Raw genomic sequence first — 22,381 nt, forward strand, 5'->3', positions numbered from 1 at the left:
CGCCAGGGGTGCGGCTCAGGGCACCGAGCGGATCCTCAGCACCAGCGCGCTGCCCAGCACGGTGACCGCCGCGGTGACCGCGTAGAGCGCCGGGTAGCCGCCGAGGTGCACCACGATCGGGGCGGAGAGCGCCGGGCCGAGCACCTGCGGGGCGGAGTTGGCGATGTTGATCACGCCCAGGTCCTTGGCCCGGTCGGCCGCGACCGGCAGCACCTGGGTGATCAGCGCGGCGTCCACCGACAGGTAGACGCCGTAGCCGGCGCCGAGCAGCAGCGCCGCGGCCAGGGCCACCGGCCAGACCGGTGCGACGGCGAGCAGCAGCGCGGCGACCGCCATGATGCCGCCGGCGGTGATGACGAAGACCTTCCGCCGGCCCGACCGGTCCGACAGCCGGCCGGCCACCACGGCGGTGGCCGCCAACCCGGCCGTGTAGAGCAGGATCAGCACCAGCAGGCCGCCCTCCGGATCGGGGTGGCGCACCTGGTCGGTGAGGAAGTAGAGCAGGTAGAGCGTGCCGAGCGCGTTGCCGAGCTGCACCAGGAACCGGGTGATCCAGGCCCAGCCGAAGTCGGGGTGCCGGCGCGGCGAGATCCACATCGACGCGAGCAGGGCGCGCCAGCGCAGCGCCGGGCGGTGCGCCCGGGGCAGCGGGTCGTCGGCGGTGAGCAGCGCGAACGGCAGGGCCAGCAGCAGCACCGCCGCCGCCATCGCCAGGTAGCCGGCGGCGGTGCCGCTCACCACGGCGGTCACCAGCACCACCCCGAGCACCAGCCCCAGCGCCTGGGGGATGCCGACCCAGCCGGAGACGCCGCCCCGCTGGGCGACCGGCACCCGGTCCGGCACGGCGGCGGTCAGGCTGGCCAGCATCGCGTTGAAGCAGACCTGGGCGGCCACCCAGCCGAGCGCGACCCCGGCGACGGTGCGCTGCTGCGCCAGCAGCACCAGCGCGGCCGCACCGAGCAGCGCGCCGCCGGCGGTCCAGACGTGCCGGCGGCCGAACTCGCGCCCGGCCAGCCGCAGGCAGGTCCGGTCCGACAGCGCCCCGGCGAGGGGGTTGGCGAGCACCGCGGCGAGCGCACCGAGGCCGGTGACCAGGGCGAGCGCGGTCTCCTTGTCGGCCGGCGCGATCCGCTCCAGCTGCTGCGGCAGCAGCACCTGGATCGGGGTGAAGAACGCCATCCAGACCCCGAGGTTCGCCGTGAAGGCCAGCGCGATCCAGCCCCGCCGGACCCGCACGGTCGGCTCGGCGAGCGCCGCCGGCAGCGAACCCGGGGCCGGGCCGGCGGCGGTCACGGCCGGGCGATCAGGTCGCGGAGCCAGGCGTACGAGGACTTGGGCGTGCGGACCTGGGTGGCGAAGTCGACGTGCACCAGGCCGAAGCGCTTGGTGAAGCCCTCCGCCCACTCCCAGTTGTCCAGCAGCGACCAGACGAAGTAGCCGGTCACGTCGACGCCGTCGTCGATCGCCGCGCGCAGCGAGCGCAGGTGCCCGTCGAGGTAGGCGATCCGCTCGGGGTCGTGCACCCGGCCCTCGGCGTCGGGCGCGTCGTCGTAGGCGCAGCCGCTCTCGGTGACCTGGACCGGCGGCAGGTCGTCGCCGTACGTGCGGCGCAGCCAGCCCAGCAGCTCACGCAGCCCGTCCGGGGCGACCGGCCAGCCGAAGGCGGTGCGCGGGTATCCGTGAAGCGGCACGAACTCGAACGGCAGCGGCGAGCCCTCCGCCGGGGCGCGTACGCCGGTCGGGTTGTAGTAGTTGACCCCCAGCACGTCGATCGGCGCCGAGATGACGTCGAGGTCGCCGGGGCGCAGCACGGCCGGGTCCGGGTCGAGCCCCTCGGGGTAGCCCCGGCCGAACAGCGGGTCGGTGAAGAGCCGGTTGTGCAGCGCCTCGTACGCCGCGGCCGCCGCCCGGTCGGCCTCGGTGCCGCCGGCCGCCCGGACGGGGGAGTAGTTGTTGGCGATGGCGATCGGGCTGGTGGTGCGCGCCCGCAGCGCGGCGACGGCGAGACCGTGGGCGAGGAGCTGGTGGTGGGCGACGGGGAGGGCGTCGAAGAGCAGCGTCCGCCCGGGGGCGTGCTCGCCCGTGCCGTGGCCGAGGCTCATGTGGATGAACGGCTCGTTGAGGGTGATCCAGAGCTTCACCCGGTCGCCGAGGCGGGCGGCGGTGGCGTCGGCGTACTCGGCGAAGCGGTGCGCGGTGTCCCGCGCCAGCCAGCCGCCGGCGTCGTCGAGGGGCTGGGGTAGGTCCCAGTGGAAGAGGGTGGCGACCGGGTCGACGCCGTGGGCGAGCAGGTCGTCGACGAGCCGGTCGTAGAAGTCCAGGCCGCGCGCGTCGACCGGCCCGTCGCCGGTGGGCCGCACCCGGGGCCAGGCGACCGAGAAGCGGTACGCCGAGACGCCGAGCCCGGCCAGCAGGGCGACGTCCTCGGCGCGCCGGTGGTAGTGGTCGCAGGCCACGTCGCCGGTGCTGCCGTCGGCGATCCGGCCGGGGGAGTGGGCGAACGTGTCCCAGATGGACACCCCGCGTCCGTCCTCGCCGACGCCGCCCTCGATCTGGTGGGCGGAGGTGGACACCCCCCAGCGGAATCCGGCGGGGAACTCGGGCATCGCTGCGGTCGACATGCGCCCTCCCGGCATACGTGAATCGTGTTCGGGACTTTAGGGGCCGGCCGCGAGATCCGCCATAGGCCGTACGTCGCCGCAGCGCAATGGATTTCGGCGTGTCTTTTCCAAACCCGTCCCGGTACGTCCGAATTTGCGCATAGAGTGCCGATATCGTGGGATGTCCTCACTGGAGGAAGACGGAAATGATCCTCGTGGAACGCAGTGCGCACGTGGTGGCGCCGGTGGAAGCGGTCTGGAACGTCGTGCAGCGGGCCGAGCAGTTGCCGGCCTGGCTGGCGGGGGTCCGCGCGGCCGAGGTGCTCTCGGGAGAGGGCTTCGGGCGCCGACAACTCGTCCAGGCCGGGCGTGGCGCGGCGCATGAGGCCGAGGTGATCGCCTACCAGGAGCCGACCCTGATCGGCTGGCGCGAACGCGCCAAGGGCGCCGGTGCCCGGGCGGAGGCGCGCACCGAGATATACGTCCAGCTCACCTCGGACGAGGAGGAGGGCGGGACGATCGTGCGGCTCATCGTCGTACGGTGGCCGGCCGGCCCGGTCAAGGCCGCCCTGCTCCGCCTGGGCCTGCGCCGGGTCGGCGCCGACCTGGAGGACTCGCTCGCCCGGCTGACCGATCTGGCCGCCGTCGGCTGAGCCGGGCACGTCCGGCGGCACCGCGACCCGGGGCGCCGCGGAGTCCCCGCCAGGGATTCCGGGCACCACCGGTTGGCCGCCGGACGACGAAGGGCCCGGCGCGGGGGTGCGCCGGGCCCTTCGTCGCGTGCGTCCTAGCTGTCGCCGCCGGTCTCGCCGACCGGGGCCGCGTTCACGTCCTCGATGGCGTACTTCTTGGCCGCTTCGGCCGGCACGTTCGCCGGCACCGTGCCGCGCAGGGCGAGCTGGCGCAGCGTCGCGACCACCACCGACTCGGCGTCGACGTGGAAGTGCCGGCGCAGGGCGTGGCGGGTGTCGGACATGCCGAACCCGTCCGTGCCGAGGGAGGTGTAGTCACCGGGCACCCAGCGGGCGATCAGGTCCGGCACCGCGCGCATCCAGTCGCTGACCGCGACCTTCGGCCCCTCGGCGTCGGCCAGCTTCTGCTGGATGTACGGCACCCGCTGCTCCTCGCCCGGGTGCAGCAGGTTGTGCTCCTCGCACTGCACCGCGTCGCGGCGCAGCTCCGTCCAGGAGGTCACCGACCAGACGTCGGCGGCCACGCCCCAGTCCTGGGCCAGCAGCTGCTGTGCCTTGAGCGCCCACTGCATGCCGGTGCCCGAGGCGAGCACGTTGGCCTTCGGGGCGTCGTCGCCCACCGACGGGGCGGGGGAATAGCGGTAGATGCCCTTGAGCAGCCCCTCGACGTCCACCTCCGACGGCTCCGCCGGCTGGAGGATCGGCTCGTTGTAGATCGTCAGGTAGTAGAAGACGTTCTCCTGGGCCTCGCCGTACATCCGGTGCAGGCCGTTCTCCACGATGTGCGCGATCTCGAACGCGAACGCCGGATCGTACGCGACCACCGCCGGGTTGGTGGCGGCGATCAGCAGCGAGTGGCCGTCCTCGTGCTGGAGCCCTTCGCCGTTGAGCGTGGTCCGGCCGGCGGTGGCGCCGAGCAGGAAGCCCCGGGCCATCTGGTCGGCGGCGGCCCACAGCCCGTCGGCGGTGCGCTGGAACCCGAACATCGAGTAGAAGATGTACATCGGGATCATCGGCTCGTCGTGGGTGGCGTACGCCGAGCCCGCCGCGGTGAACGAGGCGACCGAGCCGGCCTCGTTGATCCCCTCGTGCAGGATCTGCCCGCCGGTGGACTCCTTGTACGACAGGAACAGCTCGCGGTCGACCGAGGTGTAGCGCTGCCCGTGCGGCGAGTAGATCTTCTGCGTGGGGAAGAGCGAGTCCATGCCGAAGGTGCGGGCCTCGTCGGGGATGATCGGCACCCAGCGCTTGCCGAACTCCTTGTCCTTCATCACGTCCTTGAGCAGGCGGACGAAGGCCATCGTGGTGGCCACCTTCTGCTTGCCCGAGCCGCGCTTGACGTCGGCGAAGCGCTCCGGGCCGGGGATGGCCAGCCGCTTCTGCCCCGACCGCCGCGACGGCAGGTAGCCGCCGAGCTGCTGGCGCCGCTCCTTGAGGTAGGCGAGCTCGTCGGACTTCTCGCCCGGGTGGTAGTACGGCGGCAGGTAGGGGTTGTCCTCCAGCGCCTTGTCCGGGATGTCCAGGTAGAGGCGGTCGCGGAAGGTCTTCAGGTCCTCCAGCGTCAGCTTCTTCATCTGGTGGGTGGCGTTGCGGCCCTCGAAGTGCGAGCCCAGGGTCCAACCCTTGATCGTCTTGGCCAGGATCACCGTCGGCTGACCGGTGTGCTCCATCGCCGCCTTGTAGGCCGCGTAGAGCTTGCGGTAGTCGTGCCCGCCCCGCTTCAGGTTCCAGATCTCGTCGTCGCTGAGGTCCTCGACCATCTTGCGGGTCCGCTGGTCGCGGCCGAAGAAGTGCTCCCGGACGTACGCCCCGGACTCCGCCTTGTAGGTCTGGTAGTCGCCGTCGGGCGTGGTGTTCATCAGGTTGACCAGCGCGCCGTCGGTGTCCGCGGCGAGCAGCGGGTCCCACTCCCGGCCCCAGACCACCTTGATGACGTTCCAGCCGGCGCCCCGGAAGAACGCCTCCAGCTCCTGCATGACCTTGCCGTTGCCGCGCACCGGCCCGTCGAGTCGCTGGAGGTTGCAGTTGATCACGAAGGTGAGGTTGTCCAGCTCCTCGCGGGCGGCCACGCCGATCGCGCCGAGCGTCTCGGGCTCGTCCATCTCGCCGTCGCCCAGGTACGCCCAGACGTGCTGGTCCGAGGTGTCCTTGATGCCCCGGTGCTGCAGGTAGCGGTTGAACCGCGCCTGGTAGATCGCGTTCAGCCCGCCCAGGCCCATCGAGACCGTGGGGAACTCCCAGAAGTCCGGCATCAGCCTCGGGTGCGGGTACGACGGCAGGCCGCCGCCCGGGTGCGACAGCTCCTGGCGGAACCCGTCGAGCTGGTGCTCGGTCAGCCGCCCCTCCAGGAACGCCCGCGCGTACATGCCGGGGGAGGCGTGGCCCTGGTAGAAGATCTGGTCGCCGCCGCCGGGGTGGTTCTTGCCCCGGAAGAAGTGGTTGAAGCCCACCTCGTAGAGCGAGGCCGAGCTGGCGAAGGTGGAGATGTGCCCGCCGACGCCGATCTCGGGACGCTGCGCCCGGTGCACCAGCATGGCCGCGTTCCACCGGACGTACGCCCGGATCCGCCGCTCCACGTGCTCGTCACCCGGGAACCACGGCTCGCGCTCCGGCGGAATGGTGTTGATGTAGTCGGTGGTGGTCAGCGACGGCACCCCGACCTGCCGCTCGCGGGCCCGCTCCAGCAGGCGCAGCATGACGTAGCGGGCGCGCTTGGTCCCGCGCTCGTCGATGACACCGTCGAGTGACTCGACCCATTCGCTGGTCTCTTCAGGGTCGATGTCCGGAAGCTGGCTCGGCAGACCAGCGGTGATCACCGGGCGCTTGCGTTCCGTAGCCACAGGCGTTCCCTCGGTTCTGTGTGGGATAGGTCTCTAGCGCCATCCTGCCTCCTGGTGGCACCCGGCGTCACGCCCACCGCCCGGAGACGCGACGCGCGACACAGGTACCCGTCGGTAACTTTGCGCGACCGGCGGTCCGCCCCTCGGCGGCCCGGCGGGCGGCGGCGACTCCGGCGGCGGTCCGGACCCAGGCTGGGGCAGAATGCGTCGTATGCGCAGTGAGGTGATCACGGTCCAGACCGGGTCCCGGCCGACCGTCCGGGACATCACGGCGGAGGCCGCGCGGTTCGTCTCCGGGCAGGGCGACGGGCTGCTGCACGTCTTCGTGCCGCACGCCACGGCCGGGCTGGCGATCATCGAGACGGGCTCCGGCTCCGACGGCGACCTGCTCGCCGCGCTGGACGACCTGCTGCCCACGGACGACCGCTGGCGGCACCGGCACGGGACGCCCGGTCACGGGCGCGACCACGTCCTGCCGGCGTTCGTCCCGCCGTACGCGACGCTGCCGGTGGTCGACGGTCGGCTGGCGCTGGGCACCTGGCAGTCGGTCTGCCTTGTCGACACCAACGGCGACAATCCGACCCGGCAGGTCCGCTTCTCGTTCCTGCCCGGCTGACCGCCCCCGGTGCGGCCGGCCCGGCCGGCCGCCCGGCGCCCGCCGCCCCCCGGTGGGCGGGCACCGGGCGCGGGTCAGGCGGCGGCGAGCTTGGCGACGCGGACGCGGGTGACCAGGGCGTCGAGCAGGGCCCGCAGCAGCGCCTCGGTGGTCTCGTCCTTGATCCCGCCGTCCGGCGTGATCTTCTCGTGCGCGTTGGTCACGATGATCTCCGGCTTGCTCAGGACGGCGGAGTCGGTCCAGAGGAAGAGCTGCCGGAGCTGGAGCTGGGCCCGGACGGTGCCCATCCCGGTCGGCGCCGCGCCCATGATGGCCACCGGCTTGTGCGCCAGGGGCGACACCCACGAGGTGACGGGGAAGCTCGGCCGCGACGCCCAGTCGAGGGCGTTCTTGAGCACGCCGGGCACCCCGTAGTTGTACTCCGGGGTGGCGATGAGCAACGCGTCCGCCGCCGCGATCCGCTCCCGCAGGTCGAGCACCGGGGCCGGCGGCTCCGCCTCCACGTCCTCGCTGAACGGCGGGATGGCGCCGAGGCCCTCGTACCGTTCGATGGTCAGCCGGCTCGGGGCGAGGCGCTGCGCGGCCCGGATCAGCGCGGTGTTGAACGACGCGTCGCGCAGGCTGCCGGAGATGGCGAGGACCGAGAAGTCGGACATGTCTTCCTCCCTTGTACGCCCACGGGGATTGCGTGAGCAGCTAAACAGTAGAGCTGCTCAACTATTGACCGCAAGTAGCATGGGGGTATGGCGCAGCACACCGTCCCCTCCGCCCCGTCCGGCACCGCGGACCGCTCGGCGCTGGCCGGTGACGTGGTGCGCCGCATCGCGCACATCTCCTCGGCGCTGCGCCACCACCAGGACGTCGAGATCGCCGAGCTGGGGCTCACCCCCGCGGCCGCCCGGGCGCTGCACGAACTCGACCCCGACCGGCCGCTGCCGGCCCGCGACCTCGCCGAGGGGCTGGGCTGCGACCGGTCCAACGTCACCGCCCTCGTCGACAAGCTGGAGCGGGCCGGGCTGGTGGAGCGGCATGTCGACCCCGCCGACCGGCGGCAGAAGACGCTGGTGGTGACCGAGGCGGGGCGGCGGGTCCGGGCCCGCGTCCACCGGGTGATGTCCGACTCCCGACTGCTCGCCGGGCTCTCCGTCGAGGAGCTGGCCACACTGCGCGAGCTGGTGTGGAAGGTCTCCGACGGCGGCTGTCCCGAGCCGTGCGGCGACGACTGACCCGCAACGCGTCGTTCGTGTCCGACTGGGCGCGTCGGCCGCTTGTCGGTAATGCTGTCCGACGTGACCACGCCGCAAGATCTCGACGACCGGTTCCGGGAGACGCTGGCCGCGCTGGCCACCCCGCAGCAGCGGCGTGACCCGCAACGGCCGATCACCGACGACACCACGCTGACCGGCGCGCTGGCGCTGGACCTCTTCGACGCGCAGGCCACCAGCCGCCAGCTCGACCTCGCGGGCCGCTGGCTGCGCAGCTTCGGCGAGGGGTTCTACACGATCGGCTCTGCCGGCCACGAGGGCAACGCCACGGTCGCCGCCGCCCTGCGGGTCACCGATCCGGCGCTGCTGCACTACCGCTCGGGCGCCTTCTACTGCGTGCGCGCCGCCCAGGGCGCCCGGTCGGAGGCCGCCGGCGCCGACCCGTCCGGCGCGGACGACGGGCCGGCCGAGGACGTCCGGCCCGGTCCGGGCCGTCCCGGCGACGGAGCCGTCCCGGCCGACCCCGGCGCGGACGGGCCGGCCGACGCCGGCGGGGACGCCAGGCCGGTGCTGGACCGTCCGTTCGCCCCCGGGTACGCCGAGGCGGCCCGCGACGTGCTGCGGGGCATGGCCGCGTCCAGCCTGGAACCCGTCGCCGGCGGCCGGCACAAGGTCTTCGGCCGGGCCGACCTCGCCGTCGTCCCGACCACCTCCACCATCGCCTCGCACCTGCCCCGCGCCGTCGGGATGGGGCTCGCGGTGGAACGGCTGCGACGGTTGGACGCCGCCGGGCGTCGGGACGGGGTACGCGTCGGCAGCGGGGCGGGTGCCGCGCAGGCGTCCTGGCCGCCGGACGCCATCGTGGTCTGCTCGTTCGGCGACGCCTCCGTCAACCACGCCAGCGCCACGGCCGCGTTCAACACCGCCGGCTGGTACGACCACACCGGGCTGCGCATCCCGGTGCTCTTCGTCTGCGAGGACAACGGCCTCGGCATCAGCGTCCGCTCCCCGAGCGGGTGGGTGGAGGCCACGCTGCGGTCCAAGCCCGGCGTCCGTTACTTCTCCGCCGACGGCGGCGACCTGCCGGGGGCGTACGAGGCGGCCGTCGAGGCCGCGGCGTGGGTGCGCCGGCACCGGCGCCCCGCCGTGCTCCACCTGTCGACCGTACGGCTGATGGGGCACGCCGGCGCCGACGCCGAGACCGCGTACCGGGCCGCCGGTGAGATCGCCGCCGACCTCGACCGGGACCCGCTGGCCGCCACCGCGCGGCTGCTGGTCGGGGCGGGCCTCGCCGGCGGCGAGGAGTTGCTGACCCGCTACGACGAGATCGGCTGGCAGGTGCGCCGGATCGCCGAGGAGGTGCTGGACGAGCCGAAGCTGACCGCACCCGCCGAGGTGGTGGCCCCGCTGGCCCCGCGCCGCCCGGTGCGGGTGGCCCGGGCGGTGGCCGACGCCGCGGCGCGTGCCGCCGGCCCCGGCGCGGGAGCCCGGGCCGAGGCGTTCGGCGGGAAGCCGCCGGAGCTGACCGGCCCGCTGACGCTGGCGCAGAGCATCAACGCCGCCCTCGCCGACGGGATGCTCGACCACCCCCAGATGGCGGTCTTCGGCGAGGACGTCGGCGCCAAGGGCGGCGTCTACGGGGTGACCAAGGGGCTGCGGGACCGCTTCGGCGCGGCGCGGGTCTTCGACACCCTGCTCGACGAGACGTCGATCCTCGGGCTGGGACTCGGCGCCGGGCTGGCCGGGATGCTGCCGGTGCCCGAGATCCAGTACCTGGCGTACCTGCACAACGCCGAGGACCAGCTGCGTGGCGAGGCCGCCACGATGCAGTTCTTCTCGCGGGGGGCGTTCCGCAACCCGATGGTGGTGCGGGTGGCCGGGCTGGCGTACCAGGAGGGCTTCGGGGGGCACTTCCACAACGACAACTCGGTGGCCGTGCTCCGGGACGTGCCGGGCCTGGTGATCGCGGTGCCGGCGCGGCCGGACGACGCCGCGCCCATGCTGCGTACCTGCCTGGCCAGCGCGGCGGTGGACGGCAGCGTCTGCGTCTTCCTGGAGCCGATCGCGCTCTACCACACCCGCGACCTCTACGCCGACGGTGACGGTGAGTGGCTGGCCCCGTATGCCGAGCCCGGCGGGTGGACCGGCGGGCACGTGCCGATCGGGCGGGCCCGGGTCTACGGCGTCGGCTCCGCCGAGGACGTCACGATCATCACCTTCGGCAACGGTGTCCCGATGTCGCTGCGCGCCGCGGCCACGCTCGCCGACGAGGGGATCGGCACCCGGGTGGTGGATCTGCGCTGGCTGGCCCCGCTGCCCGTGGCCGACGTGATCCGCGAGGCGGCGGCGACCGGACGGGTGCTGGTGGTGGACGAGACCCGCCGCTCCGGCGGGGTCGGCGAGGGGATCATCGCGGCGCTGGTGGACGCCGGATACGTCGGGGCGGCTCGACGGGTCGCCGGAGTCGACTCGTTCGTGCCGTTGGGTCCGGCGGCGCGTCAGGTGCTGGTCTCCGAGAACGCAATTACCCAGGGTGCCCGCACGCTCCTGGCACGGTAAATTCCGTTTCACCCGGTGCGCCACTTGCGCGGGGAGCCACAACTGTGTGGACTTTGCCTGACGGCGTCGCCACGGCGCCGCGGGCAGGGATGAGATGAGGAGGCACGCGACAGTGAGCGCGACCGCTGGTCAGGCCGCCGACGGGGTACGCAGCCTGGCGGACCGGTTCGGGATCGAGCCGGGGATGGTCGTCATGGAGATGGGGTACGACGACGACGTCGACCAGGATCTCCGCGACGCCCTGACCGACCGCTGTGGAGATCTGGTCGACGAGGACACCGACGAGGTGGTCGACGCGGTGCTGGTCTGGTACCGCGACGGCGACGGTGATCTCTTCGAACTCCTCGTCGACGCCCTCGGCCCGCTGGCCGACAACGGTGTCGTGTGGCTGCTCACGCCCAAGGCCGGGCGCGAGGGGCACGTCGAGCCGAGCGAGGTCGCCGAGTCCGCGCCCACCGCCGGCCTCCAGCAGACCTCGACCGTCAACGCCGGCCGGGACTGGAGCGGCGCCCGCCTCGTCCTGCGCCGCGGGGCCAAGGCCAAGAAGTAGTCCACGCCCATGATCACCCGGCGGCGCGTGCCGCCGGGTGTGGCAGGGTGTTGCCCATCCCACCCCCCATCGTGAGGAGCTCGCATGCCGATCGAGGTTGGCGCCGAGGCGCCGGATTTCGTGCTCAAGGACCAGAACAACCAGGAGGTCCGGCTCTCGGACTTCCGGGGCAAGCGCACCGTGCTGCTGGTCTTCTACCCGCTCGCCTTCACCGGGATCTGCCAGGGTGAGCTGTGCGAGGTGCGGGACAACCTCAACGAGTACGTCAACGACGACGTCCAGGTGCTGACCGTGAGCGTCGACTCGGTCTACGCCCACAAGATCTGGGCCGACAAGGAGGGCTACCAGTTCCCGCTGCTGGCCGACTTCTGGCCGCACGGGGCGGTCGCCCAGGCGTACGGCGTCTTCAACGACGTGGCCGGCATCGCCAACCGGGGCACCTTCGTCATCGACCGGGCGGGCGTGGTGCGCTTCGCCGAGATGAACATGCCGGGGGAGGCGCGCGACCAGCAGGGCTGGCGCAAGGCGCTGGCCGAGGCCGCGGCGGCCTGACGACCGGGTACGCCGTACGACCGGGCCGGCGGTGGCAGGGTAAGCTTGCCAGCCACCGGCCCGCCGTACGGGCGTTCCGGGCGCGTAGCTCAGCGGGAGAGCACTCGCCTTACAAGCGAGGGGTCGCAGGTTCGAAACCTGCCGCGCCCACACCTTGACCAGGACGCGAGCAGGGCACCGGATGACCGGTGCCCTGCGTCGTCTCAGTTGTCGTCTCAGTCCGTTCGCCAGAGCAGTCCGGCGACCTGCTCAGCGATGCCGGAGATGAGTTCCGGGGCGAGGTGCTGGTAGCGGGTCGTCATCGCCAATCTGCGACCAGCCCATCGCCTCCACGACCGCGCGGGTCAGCTCGCGCAGACCGCGTACGCGCGGACCTTCCAGTTGCCGCTGAAGCCGTTCTCGTCCTCCGCGGCGGCGACGGTGACGGTGGTCGAGGTGGTGGCGCGCATCTGGGTGAGGCGTACCTCGCCCTCGCCGCCGAGGATCTCGCCGCCCACCCCGTGCACCCGGGTGCCGGCCGGGCAGGTCGCCGTGATCGACCGGGTGGCGGCGGAGCTGAAGACGCTGTCGTCGATCACGCGCTGTTCGCCGGGGAGCGGGTCGGCGCAGATCGCGGTCGCGTCGAGCCACCAGCTGCCGGCGAAGCCGGTGCCGTCCTCGGCGCCGGCCACCACGACGCTGTTCTGGTGGATTCGCAGGTCCTCGAGGACGACCTCGCTGTTCGAGGCCCCGACGACCGCGCCACCGACCCCGATGGCGTGCTTGCCGGCCGGGCAGGACTTCTCGAACCAGTTCGACGTGCCGAAGCTGGGCGCCGAGCTGCCGGACACGGTCACCAGGCCCGGGGGCGGCGTGGCGCACAGGGCGCTCGCGGTGACCGCCCAGTTGCCGGCCACGCCGTTCTCGTCCTCCCGGCCGGTCACCGAGTACGCCGTCCCGCCGACCACCGGCAGCATGATGTCCATGCCGACCTGCCCGAGGCCGGAGCCGGTGATCGCGCCGCCACCGCCGATGACCTTGGTGCCGGTCGGGCAGGTCGTGTTCTGCGACTTCGCGACGCTGTTGCTCGGGCCGGTCGTCGTCCTGAGACTCAGGCCGGGCACCGCCGCCACCGGCCCGGTGAGGGCCAGCTGGCCGAGCACGAGCGCGCTCAGCGCGACGCCGCCGACGGTGGCGCTCCGACGCGACCACGGGTTGTGCTTCGATCCTTCTCGCATGGTGTCTTCCTCCACTGCTGTCTCGGTTGTGATGACACCGGTAGGAGCGCGGTCGGGTCGGGATGCCAACAGAAACGTCGGAAGAAAAAAATCCCCGGTTCTACTGGAAGCGTCGACGAGCAGCGGGGGAGACGGATGGACACGGCGGCACGGGACGACACCGCACTGGTCGAGGCGGTGCGCCGCGGCGAGCGGGCCGGGCTGGAGGGCATGTACCGGCGGTACGCCGACCGGCTGTACACGTACGCCCGGACGGTGCTGCGCGAGCCGGAGGCCGCCGCGGACGCCGTCCACGACGCGTTCCTGGCGGCCGGCCAGCGCATCGACCAGCTCCGCGAGCCCGACCGGCTGCGTCCGTGGTTGTACGCGATCGTGCGCAACGAGTGCCTGCGGCAGCTCCGGCAGCGGTCCCGGTCGCTGCCGCTGGAGGAGGCCGGCGAGCCGGCGGCCGAGACCGTCGACCCGGGCGCGGGCGTCAACGCCGCACAGGTACGCGACCTCGTGCACAGCGCGGTCGCCGCGCTGAACCCGGGCGACCGCGAGGTGGTCCACCTGGCCATCCGCCACGACCTGTCGTCCGCCGACATCGGCGCGGCCCTCGGGGTGCCGGCGAACCACGCGCACGCCCGCCTGTCGCGGGCCCGCTCGCAGCTCGAACGGGCGCTGGGGGCGCTGCTGGTGGCCCGCACCGGGGCCCGGGACTGCCCGACCCTCGCCGCCCTGATCGACGGCTGGCAGGGCCGGCTCACCCCGACCCTGCGCAAGCGGGTCTCGCGGCACATCGAGGACTGCGCGGTCTGCGGCCTGCTGCGGCGCGAACAGCTCAGCCCGGCCGCGTTGCTGTCGGCGTACACGGCGCCGGCCTTCCTGGTCGTGGCCGACACGGTGTGGCCGAGGCTGGCCGAGGCCGGCGCGACCGGCGCGGCGGTCGATCCGACGGGCGCGGTCACGGCCGGCCCGCCGCCCGAGCCGTCGCGGGCGGGCGACGGACCCGCCGGTCCCGGGGACCCCACGCCGCCGGACGCACCGGGCGGCGGGTCCACAGCGCCGTCCGACCCCCCGGTGACCGCGGACGGCGCTGCGGTGACGGTGGACGGCACTGCGGTGACCGGGGACGGCACCGCGTTGGCCACTGACGGCGCGGCGGGCGACGGGAACGGCACCGCACTGACTACGGACGGCCCTGCGGGCGACGGGGGCGGCACCGCAATGGCTACGGACGCGGCGGCGGTGGCCCGGGCCGGCGGGGCCGGCGGGGCGGTGCCGCGCGGCACGGCGCACGCCGTGCGGGCGACCTCGACGGGGAGCCGTGGGCGGCACCGGCGGCGGCTGGCGGCGGGCGCGGCCGCGCTGCTCCTCCTCGCCGCCCTCGGCACCTGGGCACTGGCACCCGGACGCCCTACCGCCGCGGGCGACGGCTCCGCCCGGCCGGTGTCCGAGGCGCTCGCGGCACCGGCGGCCGATCCGGTGGCGCCGGCCCCCGGGGCGTCCGCCACGGGAGCCGGTACGCCGGCCGCGGCCACGCCGACCGTCGGCGCCGCCGGGACGGCGTCCGGAACCGCCGTGGAGCCGGCGGACGGCGACAGGTCCACCGCGACCCCGACGCCCGACGCGGTGCCGGGTGGCGCCGCGCCGGCACCGACCGCGGCGCCGAGCAAGCCGCCGACGGCGCCCCGACCGGACGTCTCGGCGCAGGTCGCCGCGCCGTTCACGGTCTCCGCCACCGCTCACGTGCGGTGCGGATCGGACGCCTACAGCCTGGTGGTGCGGGCCACCGGCAGTGCCACGCTCGGCGCGGCCGAGGTCCGCTGGACGCCCACCGGAGGCAGGACGGTGGTCCGGGCCCTCACGGTGGACGGGTCGGCCGGGCGGGCGACCGTCGGAGGGCTGCGCGTGCCGGCGCTGACCTGGTCGGTCCGGGCGACCGCCGCGGACGGGCGGGCGGCGTCGAGCCCGACCTACACGGTCACCGACCCCTGCGTCCGGCCGGGATAGCCGGCCCGGGCCGCCCGTCGAACCTCCCGGAGCCCGCCACCGACCGAAGGACTCGGACGGCGGCGGGTCACCGGGAGGTGACGACGGCGGGATCAGAGGAATTCGTACGCCTCCTTGCTGGCCTCCTCGGTGTCGCCGGCGGGCGGGGCGGTGACCGACACCGGCTTGCCGAAGTCGCTCATCCGCATCTCGGTGACGAGGTCGCCCACGTTCTTCGTGGCGATGGTGTAGGAGAGCGTGGTGAGCCGGCCGTCGGCGTCGACCGTCGCCTCGAACGGGATCGCCTTCGGGTCCTTCGCCAGCTTGGCCGACGACTCGATGCCGGCGCGCATCCCGCCCTCGTCGCTGGCGGCCGCGGCCGCCTTCTCCAGGTCGGTGACGCCCCGGTAACGGCCGTCGCCCACCTGCTCGGCGGAGACGATGCCACCGACGACGCCGGTCTGCGACTTGAGGTCGAAGGACTGGCGCAGCGAGCTGCCCGGCCGGAGCTTGGTGAGGTCGATCTTCATCCACGGCTTGTCGCCGTCGGTCGAGTCGGACTTGATGTAGGCGGCGTCACCGATCAGCCGGGCCTCGACCGGCTCGGGGGCGTTGCCGGTGACGTGCAGCGCGCGGGCGGCAGGGTCGACCTTGCCGCGCAGCTTGATCGACGTAGGACCGGCCTTGACCGAGGCGTCCATGGTCAGCGTGCCGGAGAAGCTGCGGTCCATGCCCTGCCGGACGACGGCGACGGGGTCGGCCGCGGACGTGGCGGGGGCGGGGGAGTTCGTGGTGGAGCCGCCGGAGTCGGTCCCGCAGCCGGTGACGAGCACGGCGAGGGCGACCACGAGGGCGGGGATCAGTCGACGCATGGTTGCGACCCTAACGGGCGGGGCCGTCCGGTTCTGGTCCCCCTGCGCGTACCCCTGTGTCCTGTTTGTCCCGGCCGGGCGGTCCGACCGGAGCGCCTGAATTACGGTGTCCTGGTGGTGATGTTGAGACTGGAGCCGTTGACCGAAGAGCAGTATCTCCGGTATCGGCAGCGGGCGGAGACGAGCTATGCGCGCAGCATCGCCGACTCCGGTGCGATGCCTCCGCCCGAGGCGCGGAAGAAGGCGCGGGACGACTACGTGAGGCTCCTGCCCGACGGTCTGGCGACGCCCGGCAACCACCTCTGGAACGCCTACGACGGCGGCGACGCCGTCGGCATGCTGTGGCTGCACCTCGAGCAGAAGTCGGACGGCCCGCACGCCTTCGTCTACGACCTGGAGGTGAGACCGGAGCTGCGGCGCAGGGGCTACGGGCGGGCCGTGCTGGAGGCCGTCGAGCGGCGGTGCCGGGAATGGGGGGTGGTCTCGATCGCCCTGAACGTCTTCGGCCACAACCTTCCCGCCCGGCGGCTCTACGAGCAGATGGGCTTCGAGGCGACCAGCATCCAGATGCGCAAGAGCCTGTAGCGCCCGAGGGCCACCCCGGCTGGCGAGGGGGCGGGTCTCGACCGGGTCCGACCCTCCGGTCCGGGGCCTCCGCGACGACGTCGCGTGCCACCCGCGTCGGCCCTGCCGGCGGCGCGTCCGAGACCGCGCTGCCGCTCGACGCCACGGACGAGCTGCCGCCCGACCCGCTCGGCACCTCCACCGGCGCCGGTTCCGACCCGGACGCCAGGAGTGTTCCCCCGCCCAGCGGGAAACCCCGCCCCCGGACGCACCTGGGGAGGAGCGACGGATGACGCGTGGTGGCGGGTTGACCATCGGTGTGCTCGGGTCGTACGGCGGTCGCAACCTCGGTGACGAGGCGATCCTGACGGGGCTCCTGGCCGATCTGCGGGAGCAGGAGCCGAACGGGCGGATCATCGTCTTCTCCCGGCACCCCGAGCACACCCGCGTCGCCCATCCCGACGTGGAGGCGGTGCCCTGGGAGGGGGTCAGCCGGAGCGACTCCGCGCTGGTCCTGGCGCAGCTCGACCTGCTGATCCTGGGCGGCGGCGGCATCCTCTACGACCGGGAGGCGCGCCGCTACCTGCGGGTGGTGCGGGTCGCCCAGGAGCGGGGCCTGCCGCTGCTGACGTACGCGGTGGGGGTCGGGCCGCTCAGCGAGGGGGTGGACACCGGCATGGTGCGGGAGACCCTGGCCAGCGCCACCCAGGTGACCGTGCGGGACCAGGAGTCCCGGATGGTGCTGGAGGAGGCGGGGCTGCTCAACCCGATCACCGTGACCGCCGACCCGGCGTTCCTGCTCGAACCGGAGGACTTCCCGGCGGAGCTGCTCCGCGAGGAGGGGGTCCCGGCCGGGAAACGGCTGGTCGGGATGAGCGTACGGGAGCCGGGCCGGGCCGCCGAGCGGCTCGACGTGGACGGCTACCACCGGCTGCTGGCCCAGATCGGTGACTTCCTGGTGCACCGGGTCGACGCCTACGTCCTCTTCGTCCCGATGGAGCGCGACGACATCCGGCACTCGCACGGCGTGCTGTCGCACATGATCGCGGCCGAGCGGGGCCGGATCCTGCACGGCACGTACTCGCCCCAGCAGGTGCTCGGGCTGATGCGCCACTTCGACCTGGCCGTCGGCATGCGGCTGCACTTCCTCATCTTCGCCGCGATGGTCGGCACGCCGTTCCTGCCCCTGCCGTACGCCGGCAAGGTCTTCGACCTGGCGCAGCGGCTCGGGGTGCCGGCGCTGCGCGGCGTCGAGCGGGAGGTCGAGGGCCCGCTGCTGGCCGAGGTCGACCGGCTCTGGGACGAGCGGGAGCAGCGGGCCGGGGCCACCGCCCGGCGGGTGGCCCAGGTCTGCGAGGAGGCGCGGGGGACATCGCAGGTCACCCGGGCGGTGCTGGACAGCCTGCGCGCCCGCAGCCTGATCCGGGTGGGCTGACCCGGCTCAGACGGCCGGCCCGCGCCAGCGGTAGCACCACCGGTCGGCCTCGGCGTCCACGGACTCCAGCTCGTAGATCTCCGCCCCGGCCAACCCCTTGTCACCGAGGTGGTGGTGGGTCAGTGGCGGGCGGCCGTTCGGGTCCAGTTCCACGGTGACCGTCTCGCCGTCGGCCGCGCCGCCCGCCAGGGGGATCTCTACCGTTGATGCCATGGGCCCATCCTGCCCCGCGCGCGGTCACCGCGCAGCGGATGCGGGGCAGCGGGCCGGACCGGCCCCGCACTAGGGTCGGCGGATGGCGGAGATCCCGATCGACCCCACCCTCGGCCCGGTGCTGGCGCGCACGGGCGACGAGCGGGCCGTGCTGGAATCGTTCCTCGACTTCCACCGGGGCGTGCTGCTGCGCAAGCTGCGGGGGCTCTCCGACGCCGACGCGGCCCGCCGGCTGGTGCCGTCGGCCACCACCGTCGCCGGGCTCGTCAAGCACCTGACGCTCGTGGAGTGGAACTGGTTTCCGTGCCTGCTCGACCCCGGCCCGGGTGACGTCTACCGCACCTCCCAGGAGGAGGCGACGGCCAGCTTCGCGCTCACCGACGGGGACACGGTGGCGGGGCTCGCCACCGCGTACGAGCGGGCCTGCGCCCGCTCCCGGGAGGTCGCCGGGCGGTTCGACCTCGACCACGTCGTGCCGCACCCGCAGCTCGGCGAGGTCTCGCTGCGCTGGATCCTGGTGCACATGATCGAGGAGACCGCCCGGCACGCCGGGCACGCCGACATCCTCCGCGAGCTGACCGACGGCGCCACGGGCGCGGTCTGACCGCCCCGGCGCGGAGGGAGCCCCGGGGCGGCCGGAGGCCCGGGCACGGCACCCGGTGGGCCGGCGGCGTCAGCGGCGGGGCAGCAGGTCGGGCGGATACTCCATGCCGTCGTGGGTGCAGGCCGCCGCCGCGACCCGGGCGGCGTACGCCGCGGCGCCGGCGGTCGGCGCGCCGCGCAGCCGGGCGGCGATCAGGCCCGCCGCGATGGCGTCCCCCGCGCCGTTGGTGTCGACGACCGGCGCCGGCGCCTCGGCGGCGGGCACCCGGGTCGGGGCGCCCCCGCCGGGGTACAGCTCGGCGCCGGCCGCCCCGCGGGTGACCAGCACGGTGCGGGGCGCCAGCGCGGCGGCGAGCACGTCGGGCCCCGCGCCCAGCCGGACCCCGCTGACGAAGACCAGGTCGGCGGCCACGGCGAAAGGGCCGTGGTAGGCGTCGGCGCCGTCCCAGTCGTGCAGGTCGGTGGAGAGCAGGGCACCGTCGGCGAGCCCGGCGCGCAGGGCGGGCAGCAGGGGGAGCACCCAGTCCATGATGGACACGTGCACGTGCGCCGCGTCCCGGGCCAGCGCGGTCAGCTCGGCCGCCGGGAACGGCGACGGCCCGGCCCAGGGACGCGGGTCGTAGAGCGACATGCGCCGGCCGGCCGGGTCGACCATGTTCACCGACCGTCGGGTGCCGGCCGGGGCGTGGCCCAGCACCGCGTGCACGCCGGTGCGGGCCAGCGCGGCCCGGACCACGTCGCCGGCCGGGTCGGCGCCGAGGACGTCGACCACCGCCACCCGGAGCCCGAGCGCGTGCCCGGCGAGCGCCACCCCGGCGCCGGTGTTGCCGATGCGCAGGTCGATCGGGTCGACGGTGAGGGAGTCGGCCACGGGCAGCGGGATGGCGGGCACCCGCACCCGTACGTCGACGCCGAGGCCGCCGACCACCAGCAGGTCGTACATGCGGCGACCCTAGCCCGGGCCGGGCGGGACGGGCGGCACCGCCCGTCCCGCCCGGCCGTCACTCCAGCGGCTGGGGTTCGGGCTGCGCGGGCGCGGGAGCGGTGCGCCGGCGCGGCGTACGGCGGATTGTCGGGCCGTCGGCCAGGGCGAGTTCGAAGACGTTGCGCAGGAGCCGGGACATCGCCGGGTCGGTCGCCAGGGAGCCGCCGAAGCTGATCGAGGAGGCGCTGAAGACGAAGCCGCCGCCGGGCTTCTGGATCAGGACCATGGCCGCCCCGCCGCCGGTGTTCTGCCCCCGGGCGATCACCTCGGTCGGGCCGGCCTCGCCGTCCAGGCCGAGCATGGCGTCGGTCTCCCAGCCGCTGGCCGCGCCGTTGTAGCCGGCGAGCCCGAACCGACTGCCGACGGTCAGGCCGGTGCCCGCCAGCAGCGGATGGTCCCGGACCACGGCGTACGGGGCGAAGGTGAACCAGCTGGCGCTGGTGTAGTTGACGCCGAGCAGCTGCGACGCCGGCAGGCCCAGCGAGTTGTAGGTGTCCCGCTGCCCCTGCGGGGTGCGGAAGGTGAGGGCGCTGCGGTCCGCGCTGAACCGCACCCGCTCGTAGAGGCCGTTGCCGCCGGGGTAGATCACCCGTCCGCCGCCGGCCTGGTACTCGGCGAGGTGCCGGCGCATCTCCTCCGACCAGTACTCCGGGTGGCTGCCCAGCACCAGCACCCGGTAGCGCTTCAACCAGCCGCCGGAGACGTGCAGGTCGGTGTCCTCGTAACAGTCGAACTCCAGCCCCTGCCCGGTCATCCAGCGCATCAGCAGCACGTCGGCGTAGAGGGTGTGTTCCAGGTTGCCCGTCGCCTCGACGTTCAGCTCGGTCGACGGCCGGCGCAGCGAGAGGGTGCGGGTGCCGGCCAGGTCGGTGCAGTACTGGTAGTGCCCGCCCCAGGTGTTGTACGCGTGGTAGGTGTTGGTCGGCAGCAGCAGGGCGATGTCGTGCGCGGGCGTCGCCGGGCGCACCACGAACGGCACATGCCGGCGCAGCCTGTGCGGCCCTTCGAGCCGGGCGGCGTACAGACCCGACGGCCAGCTCTGCGGGATCTCCAGGGTCAGGGTGTCGGACCAGTCGCAGCCGGAGTGCAGGTAGCCGGCGGGCAGCAGCTGGAGGGCGCCCTTCACGTCGACCGGGTCGCGCACCACCTCCGGAGCGCCCTCGCCCGGGGCCACCCGCACGAACGAGGCGGTGAAGGTCGGGTAGGCGGTGGAGACCGCGATCCGCACGCTGTTCCCCGCGGTCACCGCGGGCGTCCGCGCGTATCCCTGCAGGGCGGCCTGGGCCTGGAGGGTGAAGCCGTTGCCGACGGTGCGGCCGGAGCCGCCGTTGGTCCAGCTCGCCCGCCCGTCGGTGCCGGCCGTCAGCCAGTTGGTGAGGCGGTACGTGACGAGGCCGCCGGCGGCGCGCCGGGTCGGGTCGCTCGGTTGCACGCCGTAGAGGGCGCCCTGCCCGACGCAGACCAGCCCGTTGATGGTGAGCTCGCCGAAGCCGCTGCCCACGCGCGTCCCGGAGCCGGCGGCCCAGCTGCCGCCGCCGAGGTGCCGGTACCAGTGGATCGCCCCGTGCCGGTACGCGTAGATGACCCCGGAGCTGTCCGCCACGCCCTGGTAGCTCTTGAACCCCCGGGTGATCCGGCTGCCTCCGGTCCACTTTGCGGTCGACGGGGTGTACTGGTAGCCGTACAGGTCGCCCTCGGGGTCCACCCCGTAGACCGCCCCGTCGAAGCCGAAGATCCGGGGGAACCGCTGGAAGCCGCTGCCGATCTGCCGGGTGCCGCTCCAGTAGCCGGCCCCGGTGGTGAGGTTGGTGCAGACGTAGCGGTAGTAGTGGATCGTGCCGTCGGCCCGCACCCCGTAGAGCGAGCCGTCGGTCCCGCCGAGCACGGTGCGGAACTGGTTCCAGCCCGACCCGATCTTGCGGCCCGAGCCGCCGGCCCAGCCGCTCGCGCCCGTCTGCCAGCCCAGGTGCCGGTACCACAGCAACGCCCCGTCGGCCCGGATGGCGTATACGACCCCGTCCCCGCCGCCCACCAGCTGCACGAAGGCCTGCTCCGGGTCGTAGGTGACGGTGCTGCCGTCCGCCGGTGCGGCCTGGGCCGCGAGCGCCGGGGTCAGTGTGGCGGCCGCGGCCAGCGCGCCGCCGGAGGACAGGACGCGACGGCGGGTGACCCGACGGGGCGCGCGTGCGGACATTGTGAAGAACCTTCCCGATTATCGAGCCAGGGCAATGTAGCCGCACGGAGAGGGGCGGTGCCGGTCGGGTCGGGCCGGGTCGGAAACCGCGAGGTGACGGCCGGGCAGCCGGCCGGAGCGCGCCGGAGTGCCCGCCGGGGCAGGCCGCTCCGGCCCGATATCCTCGCCAGGTCGTAGCGGGGGAGGGGAACGCGTGCTGGTCGTCCACGGGGTCTGGCGGTCGGCTGCCGGGCTCGCCGTCTGGGCCGAGGACAGCACGCCGCCGGTCCACCCGCCGCGTCGGCCGGGCCGGGCGCCCCGGGAACGGCCGCACCCGTTCGCCGCCGGCCAACCGGCGTTGGCCGCCGCGCTGGCCGGGGTGGCCGAGCCGACCGGCGTCGGCACGGCGCTGCTGGCCCTGCCCACCCGGGCCGGCGTGCCGCTGGACTCCCCGGAACTGGTTCGCGCCGCCGTCGCCGGCCCGGCCCGCGGTTCGGTCACCCTCGCCGGGTGGCGGGTCCCCGTCCTGCGGTACGCCCCCGACGCCGCCCTGTCCCTGCTGCGTGGCCTCGACGCGGTGGCCGCCGTGCCCGGCGCGACGCTGCGCCACCTCGCCGAGATCGCCGGCTTCGCGCTCGACCTGGCGGCCCGGGGGCGGGTCCTGCCCGGCCTCGCCGAGCCGCTCCCGTCCCCGCTGTCCGCCGCCTCCGACGGTCCGGTTCCGGCGCCGT

General features: G+C 74.1%; 19 protein-coding genes, 1 tRNA gene and 1 pseudogene. 12 read left to right on the plus strand and 9 right to left on the minus strand.

Annotated elements, in window-relative coordinates; all coding sequences use genetic code 11:
• Positions 1–15 precede the first annotated feature (15 nt).
• Both V6V16_RS06210 and V6V16_RS06215 read right to left on the minus strand, forming a co-directional pair.
• Positions 16–1,293, minus strand: a complete 1,278-nt coding sequence (locus V6V16_RS06210) for an MFS transporter (protein WP_334560305.1) — start codon at positions 1,291–1,293, stop codon at positions 16–18.
• Positions 1,290–2,621, minus strand: a complete 1,332-nt coding sequence (locus V6V16_RS06215; RefSeq protein ID WP_334560307.1) for a GH1 family beta-glucosidase — start codon at positions 2,619–2,621, stop codon at positions 1,290–1,292. The genes V6V16_RS06210 and V6V16_RS06215 overlap by 4 nt, the downstream gene beginning before the upstream one ends.
• A 185-nt stretch (positions 2,622–2,806) precedes the next feature.
• Here V6V16_RS06215 and V6V16_RS06220 point away from each other — a divergent pair, with 185 nt between their 5' ends.
• Positions 2,807–3,253 (plus strand): SRPBCC family protein, encoded by a 447-nt coding sequence (locus tag V6V16_RS06220; RefSeq protein WP_334560310.1) that lies wholly within the window; start codon positions 2,807–2,809, stop codon positions 3,251–3,253.
• A 134-nt stretch (positions 3,254–3,387) separates the two neighbouring features.
• Here V6V16_RS06220 and aceE read toward each other — a convergent pair whose 3' ends face one another.
• Positions 3,388–6,132, minus strand: coding sequence for a pyruvate dehydrogenase (acetyl-transferring), homodimeric type (aceE, locus tag V6V16_RS06225; RefSeq protein ID WP_334560312.1), 2,745 nt, complete (start codon positions 6,130–6,132; stop codon positions 3,388–3,390).
• Between the two features lie 211 nt (positions 6,133–6,343).
• On the opposite strand from aceE, the gene V6V16_RS06230 reads away from it, so the two are divergent.
• Positions 6,344–6,748, plus strand: coding sequence for a YjbQ family protein (locus tag V6V16_RS06230; RefSeq protein ID WP_334560314.1), 405 nt, complete (start codon positions 6,344–6,346; stop codon positions 6,746–6,748).
• Between the two features lie 74 nt (positions 6,749–6,822).
• On the opposite strand, the gene V6V16_RS06235 is transcribed toward V6V16_RS06230, so the two are convergent.
• Positions 6,823–7,404 (minus strand): NADPH-dependent FMN reductase, encoded by a 582-nt coding sequence (locus tag V6V16_RS06235; protein WP_334560316.1) that lies wholly within the window; start codon positions 7,402–7,404, stop codon positions 6,823–6,825.
• A gap of 87 nt (positions 7,405–7,491) precedes the next feature.
• Here V6V16_RS06235 and V6V16_RS06240 point away from each other — a divergent pair, with 87 nt between their 5' ends.
• From V6V16_RS06240 to V6V16_RS06260, 5 genes are all read left to right on the plus strand, one after another.
• The gene (locus V6V16_RS06240) at positions 7,492–7,974 is read left to right on the plus strand and encodes a MarR family winged helix-turn-helix transcriptional regulator (RefSeq protein ID WP_334560319.1); all 483 of its coding nucleotides are present in this window, start codon (positions 7,492–7,494) and stop codon (positions 7,972–7,974) included.
• Positions 7,975–8,025: 51 nt separating this feature from the next.
• A complete protein-coding gene (locus tag V6V16_RS06245; protein WP_334560322.1) occupies positions 8,026–10,512 on the plus strand; it encodes a transketolase C-terminal domain-containing protein in 2,487 nt (828 codons plus the stop codon).
• A 112-nt stretch (positions 10,513–10,624) separates the two neighbouring features.
• Entirely contained in the window at positions 10,625–11,062 is a 438-nt protein-coding gene (locus tag V6V16_RS06250; protein ID WP_030330240.1) for a DUF3052 domain-containing protein, read from the plus strand.
• 84 nt (positions 11,063–11,146) lie between these two features.
• Positions 11,147–11,614, plus strand: a complete 468-nt coding sequence (locus V6V16_RS06255) for a peroxiredoxin (protein WP_334560324.1) — start codon at positions 11,147–11,149, stop codon at positions 11,612–11,614.
• A 78-nt stretch (positions 11,615–11,692) separates the two neighbouring features.
• A tRNA-Val gene (locus tag V6V16_RS06260) sits at positions 11,693–11,764 on the plus strand.
• 194 nt (positions 11,765–11,958) lie between these two features.
• Here V6V16_RS06260 and V6V16_RS06265 read toward each other — a convergent pair.
• Positions 11,959–12,831, minus strand: coding sequence for a hypothetical protein (locus V6V16_RS06265; protein WP_334560326.1), 873 nt, complete (start codon positions 12,829–12,831; stop codon positions 11,959–11,961).
• Positions 12,832–12,966: 135 nt separating this feature from the next.
• On the opposite strand from V6V16_RS06265, the gene V6V16_RS06270 reads away from it, so the two are divergent.
• On the plus strand, positions 12,967–14,826 hold the full coding sequence (locus V6V16_RS06270; RefSeq protein ID WP_334560329.1) for a sigma-70 family RNA polymerase sigma factor: 1,860 nt from the start codon (positions 12,967–12,969) through the stop codon (positions 14,824–14,826).
• 92 nt (positions 14,827–14,918) lie between these two features.
• Here the strand turns inward: V6V16_RS06270 and V6V16_RS06275 are convergent, their stop codons facing one another.
• Positions 14,919–15,677: a hypothetical protein gene (locus V6V16_RS06275; RefSeq protein ID WP_334560332.1), complete on the minus strand. Its 759-nt coding sequence runs from the start codon at positions 15,675–15,677 to the stop codon at positions 14,919–14,921.
• 120 nt (positions 15,678–15,797) lie between these two features.
• Here V6V16_RS06275 and V6V16_RS06280 point away from each other — a divergent pair, with 120 nt between their 5' ends.
• Positions 15,798–16,262 carry a GNAT family N-acetyltransferase gene (locus V6V16_RS06280; RefSeq protein WP_334560507.1) on the plus strand — a complete coding sequence of 155 codons (465 nt, stop codon included), beginning with the start codon at positions 15,798–15,800 and terminating at the stop codon, positions 16,260–16,262.
• A gap of 268 nt (positions 16,263–16,530) precedes the next feature.
• The gene (locus tag V6V16_RS06285; protein WP_334560335.1) at positions 16,531–17,676 is read left to right on the plus strand and encodes a polysaccharide pyruvyl transferase family protein; all 1,146 of its coding nucleotides are present in this window, start codon (positions 16,531–16,533) and stop codon (positions 17,674–17,676) included.
• Positions 17,677–17,682: 6 nt separating this feature from the next.
• Here V6V16_RS06285 and V6V16_RS06290 read toward each other — a convergent pair whose 3' ends face one another.
• The gene (locus tag V6V16_RS06290; RefSeq protein WP_334560338.1) at positions 17,683–17,889 is read right to left on the minus strand and encodes a hypothetical protein; all 207 of its coding nucleotides are present in this window, start codon (positions 17,887–17,889) and stop codon (positions 17,683–17,685) included.
• 82 nt (positions 17,890–17,971) lie between these two features.
• Between V6V16_RS06290 and V6V16_RS06295 the strand changes: the two genes are divergently transcribed.
• Positions 17,972–18,493: a DinB family protein gene (locus tag V6V16_RS06295; protein WP_334560341.1), complete on the plus strand. Its 522-nt coding sequence runs from the start codon at positions 17,972–17,974 to the stop codon at positions 18,491–18,493.
• Between the two features lie 69 nt (positions 18,494–18,562).
• Here the strand turns inward: V6V16_RS06295 and V6V16_RS06300 are convergent, their stop codons facing one another.
• Together V6V16_RS06300 and V6V16_RS06305 are read right to left on the minus strand one after the other, a co-directional pair.
• Positions 18,563–19,435: a carbohydrate kinase family protein gene (locus V6V16_RS06300; RefSeq protein WP_334560343.1), complete on the minus strand. Its 873-nt coding sequence runs from the start codon at positions 19,433–19,435 to the stop codon at positions 18,563–18,565.
• A gap of 58 nt (positions 19,436–19,493) precedes the next feature.
• Positions 19,494–21,671, minus strand: a complete 2,178-nt coding sequence (locus V6V16_RS06305; protein WP_334560345.1) for a N,N-dimethylformamidase beta subunit family domain-containing protein — start codon at positions 21,669–21,671, stop codon at positions 19,494–19,496.
• Positions 21,672–21,864: 193 nt separating this feature from the next.
• Between V6V16_RS06305 and V6V16_RS27880 the strand changes: the two are divergent.
• Positions 21,865–22,332 (plus strand): annotated as a pseudogene (locus tag V6V16_RS27880) (ATP-dependent helicase); the annotation flags it as partial.
• Between the last annotated feature and the right edge of the window lie 49 nt (positions 22,333–22,381).

This window comes from Micromonospora sp. CPCC 205561 (assembly GCF_036906775.1).
GTDB lineage: Bacteria > Actinomycetota > Actinomycetes > Mycobacteriales > Micromonosporaceae > Micromonospora.